Origin of the sequence: Calothrix sp. NIES-2098, assembly GCF_963875125.1 — a bacterium.
Lineage (GTDB): Bacteria > Cyanobacteriota > Cyanobacteriia > Cyanobacteriales > Nostocaceae > Aulosira.
In genome coordinates this window covers 8,571,180-8,588,476 of record NZ_CAWNKJ010000001.1, presented here as the reverse complement: position 1 = coordinate 8,588,476, position 17,297 = coordinate 8,571,180, and the positions used below count along the sequence as shown (strand labels likewise).

Here is a 17,297-nt window from a genome sequence, read left to right as displayed (position 1 = left end):
TCTCACACTGTGTAGCAAGTAGGTATGGCTTGTAAGCAACAACAATTATTCATGTGAAGCAATCGACTGGTTCGAGTCAGGCAATTGCCTATAGAATCAAGCGATCGCACCGATTCACTAAAATGAGACTGATGTAAGCTGAAGTTTTGCGATCGCACAGCATATCATAGAGAATTTTAAGGGAGCGATCGCCTTCTTAACTCCATCATTCCACCTCAGAACACGAAACTTCGAGCTAAAAATAGGAACGTTCTCGTTTGGAACATAAAACTTTGAGTTCAGAACACGGAACTTCGAGCTAAAAACTGGAACGTTCTCATTTGGAACATGAAATTTCGAGTTCAGAACACGGAACTTGGAGCTAAAAACTGGAACGTTCTCGTTTGGAACATGAAACTTTGAGTTCAGAACACGGAACTTGAAGATAAAAGCTTGAATGATGAGGTTGAGAACTAGAGTTTTACTGTTCTGAAGAGAACTGAGCGCGAAAATATGCTAAATTTCCACGTACAGTAACACTATGGCGATGATTCACCCCTAATTGTCGCTCAAAAATATTCAAAGCTTGCACATACAAAGGTTCAGCTTCGCTGTATCTGCCTTGGGAATCGTAGAGTCCGGCGAGATTGTTCAGGCTAGTAGCAAAATCTGGATGTGATTCCCCCAGTATGCGTCGCCTGAGTTCTAAAGCTTGCACATACAAAGGTTCAGCTTCGCTGTATCTGCCTTGGGATTTGTAGAGTCCGGCGAGATTGTTCAGGCTAGTAGCAAAATCTGGATGTGATTCCCCCAGTATGCGTCGCCTGAGTTCTAAAGCTTGCACATACAAAGGTTCGGCTTCGCTGTATCTACCTTGGGAACGGTAGAGTGCCGCCAGATTGTTCAGGCTAGTAGCAACAAGTGGATGTGATTCCCCCAAGCTTCGTTGCAATAGCTCTAAAGCTTGCACAGACAAAAGTTCGGCTTCGCTGTATCTACCTTGGGAATGGTGGAGTTCCGCGAGATTGTTCAGGCTAGTAGCAACAAGTGGATGTGATTTTCCCAAGCTTCGTTGCCTGAGTTCTAAAGCTTGCACATACAAAGATTCGGCTTCGCTGTATCTACCTTGGGAACGGTAGAGTTCCGCCAGATTGTTCAGGCTAGTAGCAACAAGTGGATGTGATTCCCCCAAGCTTCGTCGCCTGAGTTCTAAAGCTTGCACATACAAAGGTTCAGCTTCGCTGTATCTACCTTGGGAAAGGTAGAGTATTGCCAGATTGTTCAAGCTAGTAGCAACAAGTGGATGTGATTCCCCCAAGCTTCGTCGCCATAATTCTAAAGCTTGCACATACAAAGGTTCGGCTTCGCTGTATCTACCTTGGGAACGGTAGAGTTCCGCCAGATTGTTGAGGCTAGTAGCAACAAGTGGATGTGATTCCCCTAAGCGGTTTTTGGTAACTTCTAGACTTTGCTGATACCAAGGTGCTGCTTTATCATATAATCCTTGACCATTATAAAATCGGGCATTGCCGATGAAAGGCCAAATTAAATCATCATCGTTAACATCTTTGATAAGATTGTCTGCTACTTCAGTTATATGAGGTATGGCGGGGGTAACATAGTTAATTTGTTCAAGGGTAGGGGTTTGAGGAATTGTTTTGGCAACTGCTATCATTACCTTGCAGAAAGAACGCTTAAATTCCTCTGCTGGTTCTAAGCTTTTAAGCTGACTTTGGAAAAACTCCCGCAGCAAGGGATGTAGTTGGTAAATTCCTTCACCTTGGCGCTGGAGTAAATGCCAACGCAGCAAATTAATTTTGGCTTCCTCAAGGGAAATATCTGTATTGAGGTGAAATGATTTGTCAGACTGCTGATGATTTTGTTTGCTAAAGAAAGTAAAAAGTTTTTGGAACCCTTTAAAAACACTATTAGAGTTGCGAGTTAAAGCGCGATATGCTTCCAGAACCTTTCCCACCAGTTCCCAAGTGATAGGTGCTGTAGCAAATAAACTCAGCAAACAACCTAATTCTTGAGTTGCTGCATCTAATTGTTGCCAACTTAAATTAAAAGCAGCTTCAACACCAAGCTTTGCTGTCATTGTTGCTTCAGCAGCATATATGGATTTATCTCGCAAGCCATCATGCTGTAATCGAGATAGCATTCTCTCTAATGTTAAATCTGGGTCTTGCTCTAAATACCGCCCCACCAACTCCAAACCCAAAGGCAAATATCCCAGCCACTCACATAACTGTAATGCTACCTGGGGGTTGCGTTGATTTTCCCTTTCAAACCTGTCTACCCCAATAATTGACTTTAATAATTCCAGCGCCGCCTCTGGTTGCAGAACATCTAAGGATAATTCTGCTATCCTTCCCCAGTGCTGGCGGGTGGTAATCAGGATTTTGAACCGAGAAGATAGCGACACAAAGTAAGGTTTAACTTCCTGGTAATCAGCAACATCATCCAACACCAGCAGCACTTCACCCTCACGCCAACGCCACCAGCAAAATTGCACTTGCGCGGGTAAATCTACATCTGTTGGCGGGTTTAAATCAAGCTGCGTCCTCGCAAACTGGACAATTTGCACGCCAATATCCCCAGATTTGGGCAACAACCAGCAAATTCCACCTTGATAATTGTCGCGGTACTTAATGGCATATTGCAACGCCAGTTCTGTTTTCCCAACACCACCCATCCCTGCAATAGCTGCAATGGCTACTTGTTGATTTTGCTGCAAAAGTTTGTGGAGGTTCTGCAATTCTTCCCCACGTCCCACAAATTCCACTACCCCACTCAGGGGCAAATTTTGCGGTATTTCACTCTGGGGATGAGACTTTACCTGTTCCCGTTCAGGCGACGGTAGTCAAAAGTTAAAGGTATTGCCAGAAATAGTATTAGTTCCGCCTTTAATATTTATCCCTTGATAATTTTCAATAGTTTGGGTTAATTGCGGTTGTGCTTCCTTGGCTAATGCTGCGACAGCTTCAGCTATTTCATCATCTTTCTTTGCTGCTTCCTCTACTTGCTGCCCAATCAGGTAAGCTTGACCGTAATCTAAAGGTTGTGTTTGAGCCAGTTCAATAGCGGCCGCCGTATTGGGTGCTTTATCCTTGAGCAAAGAGAATAACTTACCACCTTCCTCTAAAGCCTTCTCGCCCAGGATTTCACCAGTCTTTTCAAAAGCTTTTGTAATGACTAAAGTAGCAATAGCAGCTGCTGTCAGTGTTACAGGCTCCATATTTTCAGCACGAAATCCGAGATTATACTGGTAGCAATTGTAATTTAGCTCAACTCATTTGGAAAGAAATAATCCAAATTTATTAAGATTTAACTTGTAAGGCGGGTGCGATCGCCTATTATTTAATTGGATTTTTTTGTCATTTTTTAAATCAGCTAGATAAATAAACTAGCATCTACATTAAAATGGTTTGCAAGCGCTTCTGCTTGAGTCTTACTAATAGTGCGATCGCCATTAATAATTTCCCGCACAACTTCCAACGATCCAATTACATTAGCTAATGCTTCTGTCGTCACATCTTTTGCGTCCATCAGATGAATTAACATCGAATTTGGCGCACCTTGAGGAATTGGGTAATGGGTTTCTTCAAACTTTTCGATTAGCGTTAGTAGCAGTTCCAACAACATATCTTCTTCTGGTGTCCGATTGGGACGATGTTCTAAGGTTAAAGCCAGTCTGATTGCTGCTTCGTTTTCTTCTTCTGTGATAATCGTTTTTGGTTGATACTCAGCTAGCAATTTACCGTAAGATTCAGGATTAAAAGTACGGGTCATTTTTCCATTTATCCTTATCATCCTAAATACTTTTAACAATTTGAGTAGGGAGGATAATTTTTCGCTATAGTGACTACGCGATCGCATTTTGTCGCACTCTAGAAAAAGCATCATGAACAGCACATCACAACAGCAAAGAGCAATTACAGCGTTTGGTGATTTTTTATCTACACCCCTAGATACCCTACTACAACAGCATCTAGAAACACCAAAGGAATCAGCGATTTTGGCTTTATTTCGTGATGTGGCTGCTCATGTTCCAGCTTACAAAGCTTTTCTGGCAGAACGGGGAATCGATCCAGCGACTATCCAAAGTTTAGAAGATTTTCAAAACTTACCCGCGATCGCCAAAGAAAATTATATCTCGCGTTATCCTCTAGCTGACTTGTGCCGCAATGGGAAGTTATCAGAATGCGACATGATAGCGGCTTCCTCCGGTTCCACAGGTAAACCCACATTCTGGCCGCGTTTCTTCGCAGATGAACTGCAAATCGCCACCCGCTTTGAGCAAATTTTTCACGATAGTTTCTATGCAGATACCAGACGCACCTTAGCGGTGATTTGCTTCACTTTGGGTACATGGGTAGGTGGAATGTTTACCACTAATTGCTGTCGCTATCTTGCCAGCAAAGGTTATCCTGTAACTGTAATTACACCAGGGAATAATAAAGAAGAAATCTTGCGTGCCGTTCAGGAACTTGCTTTAGGATTTGACCAAGTTGTTTTGTTGGGTTATCCCCCATTCCTGAAAGATGTAATTGATACCGGAATTGCTCGAAACGTGCAGTGGCAGCAATATCATATTAAGTTGGTGATGGCAGGAGAAGTCTTTAGTGAAGAATGGCGGAGTTTGGTAGGTGAAAGAATCGGTTCGCAAAATCCCTGCTATGACTTTGCATCACTTTATGGAACTGCTGATGCAGGTGTGTTAGGTAATGAAACACCTTTGAGTATCTGCATTCGTCGTTTTTTGGCACAACATCCCGATGCAGCGAAAGCTTTATTTGGCGAATCTCGACTGCCAACATTAGTACAATACGACCCTATCAGTCGCTTTTTTGAAGTGCAGGATGGCACATTGCTGTTTTCGGGAAACAATGGTATTCCTCTGGTGCGTTATAACATCTTAGATACAGGTGGGGTAATTAATTACGATGCCATGCTGAAATTTTTGGCACAATGGGGATTCGATCCGCTTCAAGATGAACATCTCTGCGTTGACAATCAAGCCACTAGAGGTATTCGCGCCCTACCTTTTGTATATGTCTTCGGACGTTCTAATTTTACAGTTTCTTACTTTGGTGCAAATATCTATCCAGAAAATGTCACAGTAGGTTTAGAGCGATCGCCAATTCCCGACTGGGTAACAGGTAAATTTGTCTTGCAAGTTAAAGAAGACGCAGACAAAAACCGATTTTTATCTATAGTCGTAGAGTTAGCACCAGGAGTAGAAGCTAGCGAAGACAAAAGAGTTGCGATCGCATCTTCCATTCTCTCGCAACTTTTACGTCTTAATAGCGAATTTGCTAACTACGTTCCAAAAGAATATCAAATGCCACAAGTTGCATTAGCTCCCACTGGTGACGCAGAATATTTCCCTATTGGGGTGAAGCATCGTTATACCCGCAAGTAATACTATTTATACAAACCCTATCAAAAAGCACCATTCCTATTAAACACAACCTTTAGCGTTTTCAGTATCAAACTAACATCATAGGTAATAGACCATTTATATTGATAATCTAAATCCATCCGCACAATCTCTTCAAACGACTTAATACTAGATCGTCCATTAGCCTGCCATTCTCCAGTCATTCCTGGTTTGACATTCAGCCTTTGCCAGTGGTGATTTGAGTAATGCATCACTTCATCGGGAGTCGGTGGTCGAGTACCAACTAAACTCATTTCCCCTCGTAGTACGTTCCAGAACTGAGGAAGTTCGTCTATGCTGGTGCGGCGTAAAAACCTGCCTACACGGGTAATCCGAGGGTCATTCTGATTTTTGAAGATATGATGGTCTTTCGCTTCATTCTTCACCAGATGCTTGTGTCGATCTGCGCCGACAACCATAGAACGAAATTTCCAGATCCTAAAGGATTTGCCATTCAGACCACAGCGAATCTGACTGTAAAAGATGGGGCCAGGATTATCTAGTTGAATCGCTATAGTAACAGGAATTATTACCAAGCCTGTAATTCCTAGTCCGATTGCAGCACCGAGAATGTCAATTATGCGCTTCACCTTGCTGGTGACAGAAGGATGAACCGGCAGACTCGCTAAATGAGATTTATAGGCTTCGTCTATAAGCGATCCATGAATAGAGTGGTTATGAGAACGTTTAGGCATGTTAATTATAGTTTCAGTGAGTCAGCTTCCGAATTTAGCCACCTAAAAGGTCGTTTCACCTAATGACTCTGTCGGCTGCGCCAAAATACGGCTATCGCAAAAGCGTTCTTGGGGATATTTGCAATGAAGGTAGTTATTGCTTATTAATTTTGGGACATTGTTGTAATTTCCAGCCAGTAAAGTTGCTTAGAAGTAATCTCCTGAAAGTACGGCTATATGTCTAAATTGCACAAATTTCGATAAATTCCTGAGAAGTCGAACTTTAAACATAATTAGAGTATTTATCTATAAAAAGCTTGAAGTCCACTGCATTACATATTCATACTTAATGACAAAATCAAGATTTAACAGCTACTAAAAATTTTCCTAGGTGCTATTACAGTTTCCTATGCCTACAGATTGAGGAAATACTATCTAATGGCTACTTAGAGTTAGATATATACAGTATCCTTAAGTAAGCATAAACCTATCCAGCAAGTTATCCACTTGGATGTAGCATAAGGTTTATATTTAAATTCATAATAAATCTACTCTTCACAGAGATTTATTGCCTCGGTGTAGATTTTTATTAAGATATACTCAAAGCTGGAACGATAATTTTTGTGAATTAGTAGCGATTGATAATTAAAATATTTCTGTGAGAATAATTTTTAGATTAAGAATTCATAAAAATGTAGAAGTTTCCTATTTCTAGGAAGATTGTTGATTCCCATTTATTTCCTTAAAGAAATATTAAATAATTTATTTAATCTCTTGACAGATATATAATGTATAATCCAAACTCCTTGCCAAAAAAATATTTAAGTAATTTATTTGCCAATCATGCAATTACATCGAATTATGATCGTTGGTAGCAACATCACTACAGTACAGCGAGTCAGTAGTTATTGCCTGAAGAAGAGTCCACATGTGCTTCCGTACTATGGAATCCCTACTAACGAAGAGATGAATCTGTTTGCTCCCGATATCTTAGTTCTATGTTTGCCTATACCTGAGAGTTTCCAGCATCAAATACGCCAGCCTTACATTTTGTGGTCAGATAATCTCACGTTTGCGGATCTGAGGCTACCATTTGTGAATAACCCGAAAGATCTGTATGAGCTTTTATGTGAAGTTGTCCCAGTTTAAATTAACCCCTCACGTACAGCTATGGCTGCTGCTTGGACGCGATCGTCAACGCTGAGTTTATTCAAGAGCATACGTACATAAGATTTGACAGTTCCTAATGAGAGGTAGAGTTCATCAGCTATTTCTTGGTTTGAGTATCCTTGAGCAATTAATTTCAAAACTTCGCGCTCGCGACTACTAAGAATCGGTCGCTGATTCCCTTCAGATGCGCGGGTATCTTGAGAAACAAAACTTGGCTTGAGCATCCTTGCAACCTTTTGCGCTATTGAAGGATCTAGATAAGCACCACCTTGGAGCACTAATTGGATAACAGCAACCAGTTGTTCCCATTTAATGCTTTTTAGGCAATAGCCATCGGCTCCAGCTGCAAGCATCCCTACCACTTGGGTATCGTCATCAAATGCACTCAAGGCAAGAATCCGAATAGCAGTCTGGTCACTTTTGATCTTCTGCGTAGCTGTTATCCCATCTATATCGGGAAGATCGATATCCATTAAAATTACATCTGGCTGAAGTTGTGCTGCTAATTTAATAGCTTGGGCACCATCCTCTGCTTCGCCAACCACAGTAAAGCCTGTTTCTAGGGAAAATTGCCCTTTCATGCCTCGGCGGATCAAGGGATGGTCATCAACTACTAGAACTTTTATAGTTTTAAATTCAACACTATCAGCCATAATTTTCCTAGATATTGCTTTTTGTACTTGTATATTTAAGCACTTATGCTTGCCAACCCTCATAATACTATTGCCAGGCTTAGAGTCATAACTATCAAGGTTAGATGAAGTGTGTTTAAGTTTCGCTAAACTTAAGTAATTTCACCTTAAATATCAGGGAAATATGATATTTAAATCACAGTACATGTTTATCTAAAATCTGTTGTTCTTTATTCTGGATCTCAGCTTTTTCTTTAGCCACTGGTAAAGTAAACCAGAATGTACTACCTTCTCCAAGAACACTATCAACACCAATCAAGCCTCCGTGATTCTGGATAATTTGACGACACAAGTAAAGACCAAGCCCAGATTTTCCCCGCCGACCTCTTCCTTGAATAAAGCGATGGAAGAGTTTTTCCTTCTCTATCGCTGTAATACCTGGGCCGCGATCTTGGACAGAGACCTTTATTTGAGTATCTCCTAGCGTGACTACCTCAAGCACAATTTCTGTATTTGGCTGGCTCACTCGCACAGCGTTATCCAATAGATTTTGCAAAACCCGTTGGATTTCTGAGCTATTAGCATAAACAGCTGGCAGCGATGGCGAGATTTTACAAGTAAAGATTATTTTTTTATCAGAGGTGCTTTCTATTAAAGTAATTACTTTAGCCAATATGTTTTCCCAATTTAGGGAATTGCAGATTAATTTATTATGAGTCTTATTAGTATTTTCATATCGGGAAATGTCCAACAGAGTTTCCACAAGTTGGAGAAGATCTTCGTTAGCTTGTCGGTACTCTTCAAGCACCTCCTTGAAGGAATGGCTGACATATCCAAAAGCGCCTTTCAGCATACAGTCCAAAGTATTACGAGTAGCCAAGAGAGGGGTACGCAAGTCATGGGAGAGAGCAGAAATCAGATCTTCAAGTTTTTGGTTTTTTGCTTTCAGGTTTTGCTGTCGCTGGCTAGCCTTGTTAGCCATTGAATTGAGAATTTCAGTGAGGCGACCAATTTCATCAGCAGAAGCATAGCCGAGTCGGGCTTCAAGCTGACCCGCTTGCCACAGCTCGCCTATCCTCATCAAATTACGAAGGGGAAGCTCAACTCTTTGATATAAAAAATAGATATTCCCGCTGATTACTAGCAAAATCAAGATTGTACTGGCGATATTAACAACCGTGTATATACGGTATAGTTGCAGTAGATCGTGTCTGCGCTCTTGCAAAAGTTGCTCGTATTGCTCCGACAGCAGTTGAATATTATTAATTATAGATATTAATGAAACCTGTTCCTCGGTAGTAAGGCTGTGAATAGGTTCAAGGATACGCCTTTGCCTTACTTGGCTGTGCCAATTATTATAGAGATATTTAATCTTATGAATCTGTTGAGTCTTGAGAGTAGGCATATCTTGCAAAAGATGGGATAGCCTATCGAGGTTGTTTGAGAAGGTGGTTCTCATCGGGCTATAGTAAGGCTGCTGGGTAGCTCTTTCCTCATCTCTCAATTCATTAAGTAGATGTTGTGTTTCACGCTCTACCTGTAGAGTATTGGTTATACAATTAGCTGCGTTTTGATTGAGGAACAGTAACCAAAAGTTCCAGCCTTGTTGCAACACTAAAAAGCACACCAACAGACCAAAGCTAAGGTATACACGAGTCAATAAACGAATGTTACTTTGGTTTGACTTAGCTTTTAAGCTTAACAAGCTAATAGCTAATATCATCTAATACACCCCTAAACCAGTAGTTATACATCAAGCAAATAATCTCATTGAATATGATTTCAATGATTTCATTCATATTACTAAATAAATTTGGAAAAATAAAACTATCAATCCACAAGAGTTATCAAATTTTCCTTCAAGGAAATGTTTTTGTTGCAAATTAGAGCCAAATCAGCATTTTTATAAAAAAAAATATATATCAAAAATTTAAATTTTGATGAGGTAAGCCTAAAATCAAGTAAATTTTAAGTGAAGTCGAGAAATTATTCTAGGTTAATATTATCAGGTACAACCCTACTAAATTCTGTATTCCCTGAGTCACTATCCAATCGGATAACTAAGTGGATATTTTGATATCTGTGTAGGACACTATCTACAGATAGTTTTGTCTATTATGTTTTCAAGAGATGCTGTAGAAAATACTGAATACTGAGTTATGAAATAATTATCAAAAAAATATATTTAGCAAAAATACGGCTATTTTGAAAGTAATGCGTAAACCAGTTCTAACTATTTTCTACCAATTTAATCCTTGGCACTCTACTATTGGTGGCATACAAACACTTATAAATACATTGATTAAATACGCTCCTAGTGAGTTTGAGGTGCGATTAGTAGGGACAGGATGCGATCGCACTCAAAGAGTTGGCAAGTGGCAAGCAGCAGAATTAGCTGGTAGAGAAATCAGTTTTTTCCCGCTATTTACCTTAGAAAATGATAACTTCAGAACTCTGATACCAACTACAGTTAAGTATACGGCAGCACTGCTGGGACGGAGTTTTACCTCAGACTTTATGCACTTTCATCGTCTAGAACCAAGTTTAGCAGCTTTAAATTGGCAGGCCGACAAAACCTTATTTATTCATAACGATATTCACACGCAAACTCAAGCAGCAGGCGATAAAAATGCGATTTTGTGGCGGAGGTTTCCCACAGCATATTTTGCTTTAGAAAGCTTGCTAGTTAATCAGTTTAGCCAGATTTTTTCTTGTAATACTGATTCAGCCCAATTGTATAGACAGCAGTATCCTCACCTCCAAGATCGAGTCGCATATATCAAGAATTCCTTTGATAACGAAATTTTCTATCCCTTAAGTCAGGAACAACGGAAAGCGCAGAAACGAGAACTAGCAAACAAATTGGGTTTGAGCGAAGAAACAAAGTTTATCTTGTTTGCAGGGCGGCTACATCCGCAAAAAGATCCAATTTTGTTAGTACGTGCGATCGCAGCTTTAAATCAACCAGACACTCACCTCCTGATCGCGGGTGATGGCGAGTTAGCAACAGCAGTACGTACAGAAATCGCTCAATTAGGATTGTCTACTCAGGTCACGATGCTAGGAGCAATTCCCATAGAGGAACTAGCGAGATTGCATCGGATCGCTAACGTGTTTGTCCTGAGCAGTGCCTATGAAGGTTTACCTTTAGTAGTTCTGGAAGCCCTTGCCAGTGGAACACCAGTAGTTACGACTAGATGTGGTGAAACGCCAAAATTACTAACTGCTGACAATGGGGTTGTCTGCGAACAGCGATCGCCAGAGAGGTTAGCAGCTGCTTTACAGCAAGTAATTCTACATTCCGAAAATTACCCAAGTACTTCATGCGTGCGTGCAGCACAGCCTTATGCAGCGCGGACTGTGGTGAAAGATGTTTACAGTGAAATGCTAAATCGCTGGGAGATGCGAAATTATGCAGTTACATCAACTAGCAGTTAAACCCAACACCAAGACCAATCGAAAAAAAGTAGTAATACTGCTGTAAATCCACAAGTTTTACTATTGATACTTTTGCAGAAAATAACTTTTGTCTATGAAAATTGCTGTAATCGGTGCCAAGGGTCTACCTCCTAAACAGGGTGGAATTGAGCATTATTGTGCAGAAATTTATCCTCGTATGGTTGCACAAGGCCACTCTGTAGATTTATTCGCTCGCTCTTCCTATACTCAAACTTCTTGGTTTGAAACTTATAAGTTTCAGGGCGTCCGAGTAATATCTCTACCTAGTATCGATTTCAGAGGTATAGACGCTTTTTTTACCTCAGCATTGGGAGCAATAGCTGCCAATAACAGGAAATATGACATCGTTCATTTTCATGCTCTCGGCCCATCTCTATTTACTTTTTTACCCAGAATTTTTAGATCTGCAAAGATTGTAGTTACTTGTCACGGTTTAGATTGGCAGCGTGCTAAGTGGGGTAGTTTTTCTACTCGCTTGCTTCAAATGGGAGAGAAAACCGCAGTAAATTGCGCCCATGAACTAGTTGTAGTATCAGAAGCACTGCAAACATACTTTTTGCAAACCTACGGTCGCGAGACAGCCTATATACCCAACGCTCCTGCCACCTATGGAGAGTCAGACCCTAATTTTGCCTATGGTAAACAGTTAGGCCTTAAACAGGGGCGCTACATTCTATTTTTGGGCAGACTTGTACCAGAAAAACGCCCTGACTTGCTTGTAGATGCTTTCTGCGCTCTCAAACCATTTGGGTGGAAACTTGTTTTGGCTGGAGGTGTGAGCGATACTAAATCATTTACTGCAAACCTATTAGAAAAAGTTGCAAATAATCGAAATATCGTATTTGCTGGTGAACTTAGGGGACATCGTCTTTGGGAGATTGTTCGCGGAGCCGGATTATTTGTTCTTCCTTCTGATTTAGAAGGATTACCTCTATCAATGTTAGAGGCGATGCATGAAGGTATCCCAGTTCTAGCAAGCAATATCCCACCTCATCAGCAATTGATTAATGAGGAACGGGGAGTGCTGTTTGAATCTGGCAATTTAGACTCTTGTATTAATTCTTTAGGCTGGGCAATTCATCATCCCCAACAACTAGCAGAAATGGCTACTAATGCAAAAAGACATATTATGCAGATGTATAACTGGAATTTGATTACTACTGAAAACTTGAAACTATATGGAGATATTTCCAATATGCCTCATAACTTCAATCAAATCAAAAGAAAAGCCTATTTTTTAACTACGAGAAACTAGCATATCGATATATTTTCCTAGCTAAATCTAAATTGAAAATTATTTCAATCTAGTTCTAATTATTTAAGTTTTATCGAAAACTTTAGCTCTGATTCTTTGTAATAAATTCTTTAGGCTTTGCATGAAAACTAAAGCTCGAACAGTCTCACTAGATTCTTTGGAAATAGACTTACAGCAATATTGGCTGATTTTGAAGCGCCGTTGGTTTCCTGCTGTCTGTGTTTCCTCGTTCGTGCTAATTTTATCGATGTTGTCTGCTTCTTTGCAAAAACCAATCTACCGAGCACAGGGAAAACTTTTATTAAAAGTAGATCGAATTGCTTCACTTACAGGTGTGGGTACTGACTTAGGGCAATTTTCACCTTTGACTTTGCAAAGTAGTCCTATGAAGACAGAATCAGAAGTTCTTCTATCAGCTCCTTTGCTGGAAAAAGTTATTGCGCAACTTCAGTTAAAGAATAACAATGGCAATCTGCTAAAAGCAGACGATCTACAGTGGCGATTAGCGGTCAAACAAATTACTGGAACTGATATTTTAGAGCTTTCCTTTGAAGGGAAGAATCCGCAAACTGCCGCAACAGTAGTGAATAAATTGATGCAGGTATATATTAACAATAATATTCTGTCAAGCCGAAAACAGGCAGCAGCAGCACGGAAAGTTATTGCTGAACAACTGCCCAAAAGTGAAATGACAATGCAGCAAGCAAATGTAGAGTTACGTAATTTCAAAGAGCGAAATGGGATTACCAATCTAGAAGAAGAATCCAAAGCTCTTGTGGCAAATGCGTCAGAATTAGAAAAAGAAATTACGAAAGCCCAAACACAGCTTGCCGATATTAATTCTCGGCTAGCATCCCTGCGGGATAAAGTCGGTTTAAGTAGCGATGCAGCGATCGCGCTTAGTTCCCTGAGCCAATCTCCTAGCGTGCAGCAGGCAGTCAAAGAATATCAAGACGTCCAGAGTCAGTTAGTTAGCGCGCGAGCAATTTATCAAGAGCAGTCGCCCATTATCATTACTATCAAAGAAAAAGAAACTGCACTGCGAGCCATCTTGCAAGAACGTACTAGAGATATTCTGGGTCGCTTTAATTTAGCCAATAGAAACTTACAGATAGGTGCAATTGAACAACAACTAATTCAAAAATTTGTCGATACCGAAGTAGAAAGATTAGGTTTAGTTAGCCAAGTTAAACTCCTCTCTAATACCAGAGAACTTTATCAACGGCGTTCCAGACTTTTACCTAAGCTAGAACAGGGGCAGCGAGAGTTACAGCAACGCTTACAGGCAGCGCAATCGAGCTACGAAAACCTGCTGAAAAAACTCCAAGAAGTGCAAGTTGTAGAACAGCAGAATACAGGCAATGCCAGCATTGTTGAGATGGCTTCAGCCCCAGATAGCCCTGTAGAGAAGCAAAAAATACTGACACAGGTATTAGGTGGATTGCTGGCAATACTAGCAGCTCTCATCAGCATAATGGTGCTGGAGATGAGTGACAGAACGGTCAAAAGTGTTAGAGAAGCGCGCCAGTTATTTAATCATCCTTGGCTGGGATCGATTCCGCAGTTTGGCAAGTCTACATTACCTCATGGTAAGAATACTGACTGGTCAACTCCCGCTTTACCAGTGCGAGATTCTCCTCGCTCATCCGTGAGTGGTGCTTATCGTTTATTACAAGCAAATCTGAAGTTCCTGGATATAGAAAAACAGTTAAAAACCTTAGTGGTAACTAGTTCAGTGCCAAAGGAAGGTAAATCTACTGTTTCCGCAAATCTGGCAGCAGCGATCGCTCAACTTGGCCGTCGCGTTTTGCTGATTGATACCGATCTGCACCATCCGCAGCAACATCACATTTGGAACTTAACGAATGCAGTGGGATTAAGCAATGTAATTGTCAAGCAGATTGACTTTGCTGCCGCTGTCAACAAAGTCATGGACAATTTGGATGTGTTGACTGCTGGTGTGATTCCTCCTAATCCCCTAGCAATTCTGGATTCCAAACCGATGCAGGCATTAGTTGCTGCGGCTGCGCAACAATATGATTTTGTCATTTTAGATGGCTCGCCTCTCATAGTTGAGGCCGAAGCATTGACTTTAGGCAAAATGACTGATGGCATCTTGTTAGTTGTCAGGCCGAGAGTGCTTGATTCCAGCAGTGCTAATACTGCAAAAGAATTATTACAGCAATCTGCACAAACTATTCTTGGGATAGTTGTTAATTGTGCTGCTTCAGAAACCGAATATCACCGCTTTGACTATTACAAGCAGGATCGGTCGCAATTTATTAATCCTGGTACTTCACCAGGATTAAGCAATGGCACAACAAGCATTCATTAAGAAATTATGAACCTACGATCCCAAGTCCTGCGTGGAGGTGTCTACCTGGCTATTCGCCAGGGAATGGGCATGGTCATTAGTTTAGTTGGGGTACTCCTTCTCACCCGCGCCATTGGCCCGCAACAGTATGGTCTTTACACTGCGGCATTTGGACTTTTTTACTATCTGCAAAACGTCAGTCAGTTAGGCATTACCGTCTACTTGGTTCGCCGAGAAGGAGAAGAAAAAAGCACAGTCTACCATCAAGCGTTTACATTGTTGCTGCTGGTTAGTCTGATTGGAGTTGTGCTAAGTCAATTGGCTGTGCCGCTACTGGCAGGCTGGGTGAACTTAAAGGGCTTCCAACCGATTTTTCAGGTATTGTCTTTGAGTCTACCAGTTGTATTACTTAGCCAAGTGCCAATGGCAAGACTGGAGCGACAGCTAGATTACAAACAGGTCGCCTGGATCGAATTCGTAGGACAGATTGCTTACTTTTTGGTGGCATTACCAATCGCTTTTCAAGGAGGTGGTGCTTGGGGCCCAGCGGCAGGCTGGTGGGTACAGCAATTGCATTTGTTGGTGCTTTTTTTCTGGGCCGATCGCTATCAACCACGACTGTGTTGGCAACCAGATTTAGTCAAGCAAATGCTGGCTTACAGCGTTGGATACTCAGCCTCGTTTTGGGTGTGGCAACTACGCTCTTTGGTAAACCCGCTACTGGTAGGACGATTGCTGGGTGCAGAAGCGGTGGCCTACATAGCGCTTGCAAGTCGGATGGTGGAATTGTTGGGATTCGTTAAGTCTGCGACATATCGCCTGTCGATCGCAACGCTAGCTCGTTTACAGGGCGATCGCTATCGGATGATGCAGGCAATTACAGAAGGCATGGCATTACAAGTGCTGGCATTAGGCCCATTTTTGGTGATTGTCAGTTGGTTGGGCCCTTGGTTTCTGCCCTTGCTATTTGGTGCCAAATGGTCGCCTGTGATGCATATCTATCCTTTCATTGCCCTCAGTCTACTAGCCAATGCTCTATTTAATTTGCATTCTTCTGCTCTTTACGCCCTAAAACGTAACTGGGAAATCACCCTCTATCACATCATTCACATTACCCTATTTTTTGTTGTCGCATTATTGCTAATTCCCCGATTGGGGTTGATTGGTTATGGTTGGGCAGAGGTTGCCACAATCTTGAGTTATGGTTTGATTCATTCTTTCCTGGTACGTGATGTCAGCAGTCCTGACTACAGTTTTGCGGGCTTGTTAGCAGTTGCCTTTGGACTGGCGTTGTTTCCCTATCAATTAGGGTGGTGGGTCGTTATCGGAGTAGCGATCGCTTTGTTATTACCGAATACGCAGCACAAATTAATTGAACTCTGGAAAAACTTCAGGAGTGTGAAAAATGCCAGTTAACACTTTGAATGGATTACCGCTAGTCAGTATCCTCATCAACAACTATAACTATGGGCAGTTTTTAGCAGATGCGATCGATAGCGCATTGGCGCAAACTTATACTCACGTTGAAGTTATTGTGGTTGATGATGGCTCAACCGATTGCTCGCGAGAGGTAATTGCCAGTTACGCAGACAAAATTATTCCTGTGCTCAAACAAAATGGAGGGCAAGCCTCAGCCTTCAATGCGGGATTTGCTGCCAGCCGCGGAGATATCATTTGTTTCTTAGACGCGGATGATACTTACCAACCTGAAAAAGTGTCTGAGGTCGTTCATGTCTTAAAGAACTATCAAGAAAGCTATTGGTGTTTTCATATGCTGCAATTTGTTGATGCAGATATGAAGACACCAGTCAACGATCGCTACGACAATCGTGATTCAGGTTTTGTATATAACTGCGACGTGACACAAGATATGCGTAGAGGAGGAATTCGGGGTAAATTACCATTTGCGATCCCTGCCACTTCTGGTATTTGTTTTACTCGTACACTACTACAAAAAATTCTGCCTATGCCAGAGGCAGAAGGGGTTTTATTAAACGATAGTTATTTACAATTTACTGCTCTTGGCTTATCAAAGGGATTTTATTTAGCCAAAAAACTTTCACTTCAACGAGTTCATGGCGATAATATTTTCACCCATCGGACAGATACGAAAAAAATACTAATTGCAAATATTCATTGTCTGACTTCCTATTGGATACGAACCAATTTTCCTTTTCTCTCTAAATTCACTGATAAATTATTTGCATCAGGTTTAAGCGCTTATTGGCATACCAAAAAAAGCGAAACCAAAATTGATATGACTGTTGATAAATATCTCTCCTCTACTACAGCATTACAGCAGCTATGGATTAAAACTAGAGCTTTATATTACTATATTTCTAATAGGTATTAACAAAGAAATTAATCGTTT

The 17,297-nt window shown here is 41.1% G+C and carries 12 protein-coding genes; 6 read left to right on the top strand and 6 right to left on the bottom strand.

What is annotated here, in order from left to right; translation table 11 throughout:
• Nucleotides 1-460: 460 nt before the first annotated feature.
• From AACU33_RS36105 to AACU33_RS36095, 3 genes are all read right to left on the bottom strand, one after another.
• A complete protein-coding gene (locus AACU33_RS36105) occupies nt 461-2,782 on the bottom strand; it encodes a tetratricopeptide repeat protein (RefSeq protein WP_096595030.1) in 2,322 nt (773 codons plus the stop codon).
• Between the two features lie 60 nt (nt 2,783-2,842).
• Nucleotides 2,843-3,217 (bottom strand): hypothetical protein, encoded by a 375-nt coding sequence (locus AACU33_RS36100; RefSeq protein WP_096595029.1) that lies wholly within the window; start codon nt 3,215-3,217, stop codon nt 2,843-2,845.
• Between the two features lie 155 nt (nt 3,218-3,372).
• Entirely contained in the window at nt 3,373-3,771 is a 399-nt protein-coding gene (locus AACU33_RS36095; protein WP_096595028.1) for a helix-turn-helix domain-containing protein, read from the bottom strand.
• A 112-nt stretch (nt 3,772-3,883) separates the two neighbouring features.
• Between AACU33_RS36095 and AACU33_RS36090 the strand changes: the two genes are divergently transcribed.
• The gene (locus tag AACU33_RS36090) at nt 3,884-5,404 is read left to right on the top strand and encodes a phenylacetate--CoA ligase family protein (protein ID WP_096595027.1); all 1,521 of its coding nucleotides are present in this window, start codon (nt 3,884-3,886) and stop codon (nt 5,402-5,404) included.
• 20 nt (nt 5,405-5,424) lie between these two features.
• Here the strand turns inward: AACU33_RS36090 and AACU33_RS36085 are convergent, their stop codons facing one another.
• The 3 genes from AACU33_RS36085 to AACU33_RS36075 form a co-directional block, all read right to left on the bottom strand.
• Complete coding sequence (locus AACU33_RS36085) at nt 5,425-6,117, bottom strand: sugar transferase (RefSeq protein WP_096595026.1); 693 nt, start codon at nt 6,115-6,117, stop codon at nt 5,425-5,427.
• A gap of 1,124 nt (nt 6,118-7,241) precedes the next feature.
• Complete coding sequence (locus AACU33_RS36080; protein WP_096595024.1) at nt 7,242-7,919, bottom strand: response regulator; 678 nt, start codon at nt 7,917-7,919, stop codon at nt 7,242-7,244.
• Between the two features lie 175 nt (nt 7,920-8,094).
• A complete protein-coding gene (locus tag AACU33_RS36075; RefSeq protein WP_096595023.1) occupies nt 8,095-9,621 on the bottom strand; it encodes a HAMP domain-containing sensor histidine kinase in 1,527 nt (508 codons plus the stop codon).
• Nucleotides 9,622-10,112: 491 nt separating this feature from the next.
• Here AACU33_RS36075 and AACU33_RS36070 point away from each other — a divergent pair, with 491 nt between their 5' ends.
• The 5 genes from AACU33_RS36070 (at nt 10,113) to AACU33_RS36050 (ending at nt 17,279) form a co-directional block, all read left to right on the top strand.
• Nucleotides 10,113-11,336: a glycosyltransferase gene (locus AACU33_RS36070; RefSeq protein ID WP_096595022.1), complete on the top strand. Its 1,224-nt coding sequence runs from the start codon at nt 10,113-10,115 to the stop codon at nt 11,334-11,336.
• 94 nt (nt 11,337-11,430) lie between these two features.
• Nucleotides 11,431-12,612: a glycosyltransferase family 4 protein gene (locus AACU33_RS36065; RefSeq protein WP_096595021.1), complete on the top strand. Its 1,182-nt coding sequence runs from the start codon at nt 11,431-11,433 to the stop codon at nt 12,610-12,612.
• A gap of 121 nt (nt 12,613-12,733) precedes the next feature.
• Nucleotides 12,734-14,947, top strand: a complete 2,214-nt coding sequence (locus AACU33_RS36060) for a GumC family protein (protein ID WP_096595020.1) — start codon at nt 12,734-12,736, stop codon at nt 14,945-14,947.
• 6 nt (nt 14,948-14,953) lie between these two features.
• A complete protein-coding gene (locus AACU33_RS36055; RefSeq protein WP_096595019.1) occupies nt 14,954-16,342 on the top strand; it encodes an oligosaccharide flippase family protein in 1,389 nt (462 codons plus the stop codon).
• Nucleotides 16,332-17,279, top strand: coding sequence for a glycosyltransferase family 2 protein (locus AACU33_RS36050; protein WP_339376474.1), 948 nt, complete (start codon nt 16,332-16,334; stop codon nt 17,277-17,279). Before AACU33_RS36055 ends, AACU33_RS36050 begins: the two co-directional genes overlap by 11 nt.
• The last annotated feature ends 18 nt before the right edge of the window (nt 17,280-17,297 follow it).

Coding starts and splice junctions, on each gene's coding strand:
- AACU33_RS36080 (WP_096595024.1), bottom strand. CDS start 7,919: ATGGCTGATAGTGTTGAATTTAAAACTATAAAAGTTCTAGTAGTTGAT.
- AACU33_RS36085 (WP_096595026.1), bottom strand. CDS start 6,117: ATGCCTAAACGTTCTCATAACCACTCTATTCATGGATCGCTTATAGAC.
- AACU33_RS36065 (WP_096595021.1), top strand. CDS start 11,431: ATGAAAATTGCTGTAATCGGTGCCAAGGGTCTACCTCCTAAACAGGGT.
- AACU33_RS36090 (WP_096595027.1), top strand. CDS start 3,884: ATGAACAGCACATCACAACAGCAAAGAGCAATTACAGCGTTTGGTGAT.
- AACU33_RS36100 (WP_096595029.1), bottom strand. CDS start 3,217: ATGGAGCCTGTAACACTGACAGCAGCTGCTATTGCTACTTTAGTCATT.
- AACU33_RS36075 (WP_096595023.1), bottom strand. CDS start 9,621: ATGATATTAGCTATTAGCTTGTTAAGCTTAAAAGCTAAGTCAAACCAA.
- AACU33_RS36070 (WP_096595022.1), top strand. CDS start 10,113: ATGCGTAAACCAGTTCTAACTATTTTCTACCAATTTAATCCTTGGCAC.
- AACU33_RS36095 (WP_096595028.1), bottom strand. CDS start 3,771: ATGACCCGTACTTTTAATCCTGAATCTTACGGTAAATTGCTAGCTGAG.
- AACU33_RS36055 (WP_096595019.1), top strand. CDS start 14,954: ATGAACCTACGATCCCAAGTCCTGCGTGGAGGTGTCTACCTGGCTATT.
- AACU33_RS36050 (WP_339376474.1), top strand. CDS start 16,332: ATGCCAGTTAACACTTTGAATGGATTACCGCTAGTCAGTATCCTCATC.
- AACU33_RS36060 (WP_096595020.1), top strand. CDS start 12,734: ATGAAAACTAAAGCTCGAACAGTCTCACTAGATTCTTTGGAAATAGAC.